Origin of the sequence: Enterovibrio norvegicus (genome assembly GCF_002876705.1) — a bacterium.
GTDB lineage: Bacteria > Pseudomonadota > Gammaproteobacteria > Enterobacterales > Vibrionaceae > Enterovibrio > Enterovibrio norvegicus_B.
This window is the reverse complement of the sequence record NZ_MDAG01000007.1, coordinates 267,778-274,083: the sequence shown is the minus strand read 5'-3', so window position 1 is coordinate 274,083 and position 6,306 is coordinate 267,778. Positions and strand designations below refer to the sequence as shown.

At 44.2% G+C, this 6,306-nt stretch carries 4 protein-coding genes; 1 reads left to right on the top strand and 3 read right to left on the bottom strand.

Translation table 11 applies throughout. The annotated features are described in order from the left end of the window. Both BCT27_RS25600 and BCT27_RS04325 read right to left on the bottom strand, forming a co-directional pair. The coding region (locus BCT27_RS25600) for a hypothetical protein (protein ID WP_102395159.1) at positions 1 to 692 on the bottom strand (692 nt) is incomplete at its 3' end. Then, positions 689 to 1,564 carry an Imm49 family immunity protein gene (locus BCT27_RS04325; RefSeq protein WP_241908500.1) on the bottom strand — a complete coding sequence of 292 codons (876 nt, stop codon included), beginning with the start codon at positions 1,562 to 1,564 and terminating at the stop codon, positions 689 to 691. The genes BCT27_RS25600 and BCT27_RS04325, both read right to left, overlap by 4 nt. A 755-nt stretch (positions 1,565 to 2,319) precedes the next feature. Here BCT27_RS04325 and BCT27_RS04320 point away from each other — a divergent pair. Next, positions 2,320 to 4,899, top strand: a complete 2,580-nt coding sequence (locus BCT27_RS04320) for a hypothetical protein (RefSeq protein WP_102395137.1) — start codon at positions 2,320 to 2,322, stop codon at positions 4,897 to 4,899. Between the two features lie 439 nt (positions 4,900 to 5,338). Here BCT27_RS04320 and BCT27_RS04315 read toward each other — a convergent pair whose 3' ends face one another. Continuing rightward, the gene (locus tag BCT27_RS04315; protein WP_102395136.1) at positions 5,339 to 6,304 is read right to left on the bottom strand and encodes a transposase; all 966 of its coding nucleotides are present in this window, start codon (positions 6,302 to 6,304) and stop codon (positions 5,339 to 5,341) included. Positions 6,305 to 6,306: the final 2 nt, after the last annotated feature.

Sequence of the window (6,306 nt, the reverse complement as noted above, 5' to 3'; positions counted from 1 at the left end):
CCATAAGCCACTATCTGGAAGAGGGGAATGCTTCTAAACCAGGCATAGGTTTCAACAAAAAGAGAATCGATTGCCTCAATGGCCCCCGGTTTTGTTAATGCACGACAGCGATGAAACGCCTCTGTTCTCACATCAATATCAGACTCGTCGCCCAAAAACGCCTTGAACAGGTCAGTAAAAACTAACGAGGTCTTGAGCGAGTTGATTGCTCCGGTTTTCTCGAAGCTATCAGTGGGTACCTTTAGTAAATCTTGGCATGCCTGTTTATCTCCCGTCAAAATGGCAAGACTTAACGCGTTTAACCATGTTTCACTATTTGAGTATTCGTCGGTTTTCTCGCCCACGCCCACGTAGTGTTTGCCATACAACTCAAAAGTGATTTCTACTCCAGGATTTTGCTGCATCAAGAAATGAGCACGATAGGCGTTAACGGCTTGTTGCAACAACCACTTAATGTGTGATGGTGGCGCATTAAAAATGTTGTATTGAGCTGCTAGGCCGACCATATCTGCCGCTTCCATATAAAGGATATGTGGGTAGCGGTGGCTTCCAAGAGATTCGAACCGCTTGATAGTCCTCTTTAGGTCGGATATCAACAGCTCGGGACGCGAATCGTACGCCCCGTTCTGCTTTAAGGTCTCAGGGAAATAGTGAGTACAAAAATCGTATTGTTGGGGTTTATTGGCTGTCACACCTGCGCTCCTTCTGGCTGCTCAGTAAACACATAGGTAGGGAGGTATGGCGTTTCAAAATCTAACGTGAAGCCATACTTTGCGTATGCGTACTTTGCAGCCGCGAGTAGAGGGAGTGAAACGTACCCAATCATACGACTACTGAAGTCTTGGTCATGAGTGAACCATTCTTTGTGCATTTCAACAGCTTTGTATATGGCTTCGCGGTATTTAGCTTCATCTTGCTCGCGAATGGCACGCATGACATCGTAAAAACCCAAAGTGATGGTTATACCACCAAGCGCCAAAACCTTTTTTCCTGGGAGCGCACTATTTGCGTCAACTTCAGCCATAAATGCATCTAACAAAGCTGTTGGGTCTTGTGCAACTTTCAACCCAAGACAATGAAGACGAAGATAGGTGCCTAGTTCGGTTTGCTTTGATCGAAACAATAGTTGACCTGACTCTTCTAATGCCATGATGTCATTGAGATCATCAAAGCGGCCAGTAATTATTGCGAGCTCTATACCGTTGAGCCAATCCGCAGCATCAAGTACTGACTTACCTTGTGTTCCTGCGAGATTGAGTTCTCTTTCTTTAAATGAAAACGGCATTAGCGCATCTTCAGGCACCATGTTGCGTCTTTGCATCATGGTAGTAAAATACTGGGCGTTACTAAGATGCTTAATGACGCTTTCTCTCGGTATATCATCAAGATAAACACCTAAGCAGAAAGCATCGAGTTCGTAGTCAGCAAATGCCTCGAAATTGAATCTATCCTCAGATATGTTCTCTATGAAGAATGAAGTACTACTTGCGATACTTCTACGCCGCGAGTCATAGACTCTATGCTGTCCAGCTAAATTCTTAACGTGTGACGCTATTGTTTTCATTCGTTCTTTACCTATCCATTTGATCAGCGAGTAGGTAGGAAATACCCATCTAAAACCACCACTTTTCTAGTCAAAAGCGTACCGTGTGGTGCGCTCTTTTGCGGCTAGTTTCGCCATGTTTTGTGAGCAAGCGTGATAATTCTTGATACTAGGAAGTGTTAACCATTAGTTTTTCTGGAGGAAACAAAATAAGGACAGGCATGCTTAAAATTCATCCCAGTTAAACTTCTAGAAAGGTGCGTTTGCTCTGTCGTTCACTTCATTCTTCAGATCAAAGCTATCATAACTCTCAGTCGGAGAAGAAATTACGGAGTTTGATTGAATGGCACGCAGCAGAAACCTCAGGCTAGCACCTGAGACATCGTGTGTTCTAAAGGAGAGTTTTTGTTAGCGGTTTGGCAACCGAAATCCTGAAAATCGCATTGGTATTATTGTTTCTTTTAACAGGCTATGTCTGGCATCGTGCTGGGTTGGCCATCCTCCATCACATCTTCCTCGTCAGTTTCACTGCTTCTATGTCAAATATTAAGTCTCAAAAGTTGGTCACTATATATGCGTGATTTTACAAATCTTGCGACAACGCATGTCCCCGAAATATGAAATTATCAATATGTTGGCTTCATGCCGAGGCATGACAAACAGAAGCAAAAGATGTAGCGCTTCCTTTTGGCTAATACGGTGTTCTTCGGGACAGTGTTGTGCACGAGCAGGAAAGCTAAACATCATGAAGTTAAATTGCTCAGAAAGGGACATTCATGGTTATCAAAAATAGCAAAATTGCGCCATCAATTGGTTTGGCATTGCTACTTTCTGCCTGTGGCGGTGGCGGTGACTCGTCTGTTAGTGGGGGTTCATCTGGTGATGAATCTGATGGTTCAATTCCAATCGCTTTTAACTTGAGTAATGCGTCTACTTTAGTTACGACAGAGAAAGCGTTTTCTCAAAATGCATTTAAGACCCAGATGTCCAGTGTGGCCCGGCAAGAAAACGCCTTGCCTACAATTGATTTTTTTGACTTCAACGGTTCAGAAAACAAAAAATCAGCGAACTCGGGCTCGGGCTCGGGTGATACTAACCTATTTGCGCTTGTTGATGATGGATCACTTGCATCAGTTGTTACGTCAGATTTTGATGCCAATTTTGCGTTTACAGTGAAGGGGCCAGATGGTCGCTTTATCTATGCGGCTTTAGATTGGTTGCGCCTTTATGATAGTGACTCTCTCCTGAAAGAAACAAATTGTGCGATTTTCAAGATTGCTCTTGATGACAATGCGGTCAGTTGTCTTATTTCAGGTCATTTTGCAGAGGCTCCTTGGAGCTCTTGGCAAAAGGATATTGGTTATGGAGGATATAAACCCCTTCAGTTTGATAGCCAAGGTAACGTTTATTTTCTGAGTCAAGAATTCACGGTTAATTCAAACGATGAAACAGCAGGTTTTGAATTTAAAACAATTGATTACACGATATCCCAAAATGCTAAATTGATTCGTGTTGACCCAGAGAGTGGTAACTTTGTCAATCTGGCACCAGGTGGCGATGAAATAAACAGCTTTGTTGTAACCGCAAAGGATGGATTGGTTTACCGCTCAGACAGTCTAAATATGATCCCTGATGTGTTAGCGGAATCGCCAAAAACAGTGCAATTAAATGGCGAGCACCCTTGGATTGATGGCTTTTACGCATTGGATGATAATGGCACGATTATCTATCGAGACAATCTCACTGAAGGCGATGATATTAGCATAGCGCGTACAAGCGAAGCTGATCCCGGTACAGTCCAAAAGCGCAATATCAAAAGCTATCGACCAGGCAGTAGGAGTTGGTCAAACGGTGTCATTATTGGTGATGACGGCTATATCTACAGTACGTATGTGAATTACGACGAAGACGACTTCACAATCAGGCGTGAAACAATGCAACGTGTTCTGCCTTATGCTGCAGGAGAACTGCTTTCGGTAACAACCTCAGATACTGAGTTTTGGGACCCTTTAATTTATGTCGTTAAAGAAAAGGCTTTCTACATAGAAGAGCATACTGACCCTGCATTCGGCGAATACGATATTGTGGGTATTCAGCCGTTGAATGGAGAACCAGAGACAACACTATTCGATGATGCACTCAGCGATCTTCGTTTGGATATTGAAGCATGGGAATTAAGCCGGGATATTCTATATTTTACGGGCTTAAACAAAGCTAATGCGACAATGATAACTGGCGAAATTGATGTTGAGGCATTCTCTCAAGGTAGACCTGCGTCAGAGTACCTAACAGTAACGGATACTGCATCTGTTGATGTAGACAGGTTAGTAATTCGAGACCTGCAGCTTCTTGTCGATGTGGATGAACCTGTAAATGTAGGGTCACCAAGTATTATCAACCATGTTCAACCAAAAGAAGAACTTTACGCGAGTACCATTGAGTTTAACCATCGCATGGATATCGACAGTGTTTTGCGCAACTTGAGCGTCACGGAGCGTGATGCGTCGGGTGGCTATGTAGATGATATTGAGATCATGCCGATTTGGTTGGGTAAGGTCGTTCACTTGATTTATGACATCTCAGGCGTTTCTGGTGAAAGTTTGCACCAACCTTTGAAATTCAATACGAACTATCAAATTGCTTTTTCTGGAGCTGGGATCAACATTGACGGCGTACCATTATCGCTTGCTCAAAGCGACAGTGATCGAACGTTTGATTGGTCCACAAGAATCGGAGAAGGTTTGAGCGTAGTTGGAGCTGACAGCGATGAATTCGGTTTTACAACTGGGCAAGCCATTAATGTGTTCGGTAAGGATGTGAATGTAACGCTTGTTGATCGCGAAACGACGCTAGACCATAAGGTTTCACTCGTCACTTCGCACAATGAGGATTGGGAACTGGCTTTCCATACCTCTACAAATGAATGGGAAGGCTATGTAAAGTTCGCTTACGCTGCGAGTATTGATTCATTGGCGATAAGGAAATCGAGTGGCTATGCCTACGATGATCGAGATTGGACGTGGGAGTACCCACAAATTTCTGGTTCTGTTGTTAGGTTGGACGCAGATATTGTTGATACGGGTGACACCATTGTTGTTAGCTTAAAGATCTCAGATGAGTTTGGTAACACCTATGATGTGACGCGCAGAGTTGTGAATATTGGAAGAGAATATTCAATGAACTTTATATTTGAAGATGATGGTTTTGGTGCTGAGTATCTAAGTATTTTGGATAACATTAAGGTGACGAACTCAGAGGGTACCACAACGTACATTGATGAAAACTTCGATAACTACGAGTTGGGGAGTGGTGACTATATCGGTGGTATTGGTTTGATTGAGTTGCAGAATGATTAAGCACTTAGCTCGCTAGGTAAGATCCCGAGAAATCCCCGAATCTTCGGGGATTTTTTCGTCTATCATAGTGCTGTTTGTGCGTTGTATTGTGAAAGAAAGAGCAGGCATATCGATATCAAGGAAATCACATGGCAACAGACAATCGATATTCGCCATCGCGTGCTGTGGCCCGAGAACCCCGCTTCATTTTGTGAATTAGAGGGAGATGCCGACGCATTGCACCTAGGAGCGTTCATCAAAATAAGGACGGGCATGCTTAAAATTCATCCCAGTTAAACTTCTAGAAAGGTGCGTTTGCTCTGTCGTTCACTTCATTCTTCAGATCAAAGCTATCATAACTCTCAGTCGGAGAAGAAATTACAGAGTTTGACTGAATGACACGCAGCAAAAACCTCAGGCTAGCGCCTGAGACATCGTGTGTTCTAAAGGAGAGATTTTGTTAGCGGTTTGGCAACCGAAAGCCTGAAAATCGCTTCCGCTGCAAGTGAGGTAACGCCGCCTTTATTGCGGTTTCAGTGCCGACAATACCGCCTTGCTCAATGAGCGTACATGTGGCCAACCAACTTTTAGCGTCAAACCCTAGCCTTTCGAGCAGTGGCGGTGATGTATTATCAATATGCCCACGTTTATCATCACGTACTTGCCGTCCCGTCCAATCAACCAACGCGAGGTAATCCATTAGCCGAAAAGGAATACCGTCTGGCATATTCTCTCGTGGGTTTCCCGCGAAAGGAAACAAGCCCGGTGGGGAGGCTTTGTTACTTTCTATCGCATCAATGCGCGCTTTCACGCTCGTATAATCCGAGGTTTCTGGCGCCTCGGCAATTGCTGCGCGTACAGGGTTCAAGTCGACATAGGCCATGGCGGCGGCGGCGACGGCTTTCTCATCAAGCAATGCTTGGCTTTTAAAGCGCCCTTCCCAGAAATGTCCGGTGCAGTTGTCCTCTCTATTAGCCTCTGAGGCAATGTGCTGATTGATCAAGCGCATAAACCAACTGATTGATACAAGGCGCTCTCGCCATGCTTCAATAATCTCATTGCATCGTTCAGTTTCTGCCTCAGACAGTTTATCTCCCTGAATAAAGCGTCGAATTAGCGCAGGTCCATGATGAAAAGAGAGCCAACGTTCGACCACCTCTAAATTTGACAGCGCTTTTGCCTTTTCAGCATTGATATGCAAAACCACATGATAGTGATTACTCATGATGGCGTACGCGCATACATCGATACAAAACGCACCTGCCAATGCAAGTAGTCGTTTTTCAATCCACTCTCGACGATGTTCGTAACTTTGTTGCGCTTGCTCATCATAGCCACAGAGAAATGACCGACGAACACAACGGGAAACGCAGTGGTAATAGGGTGTAGCTTCAATACTGATGAGGGAGGATCGGGCTTTTGTCATTG

Excerpts from the sequence above, each read along its gene's own strand:
- BCT27_RS04325 (WP_241908500.1), bottom strand. The coding sequence starts at position 1,564 with ATGAAAACAATAGCGTCACACGTTAAGAATTTAGCTGGACAGCATAGA.
- BCT27_RS04315 (WP_102395136.1), bottom strand. The coding sequence starts at position 6,304 with ATGACAAAAGCCCGATCCTCCCTCATCAGTATTGAAGCTACACCCTAT.
- BCT27_RS04320 (WP_102395137.1), top strand. The coding sequence starts at position 2,320 with ATGGTTATCAAAAATAGCAAAATTGCGCCATCAATTGGTTTGGCATTG.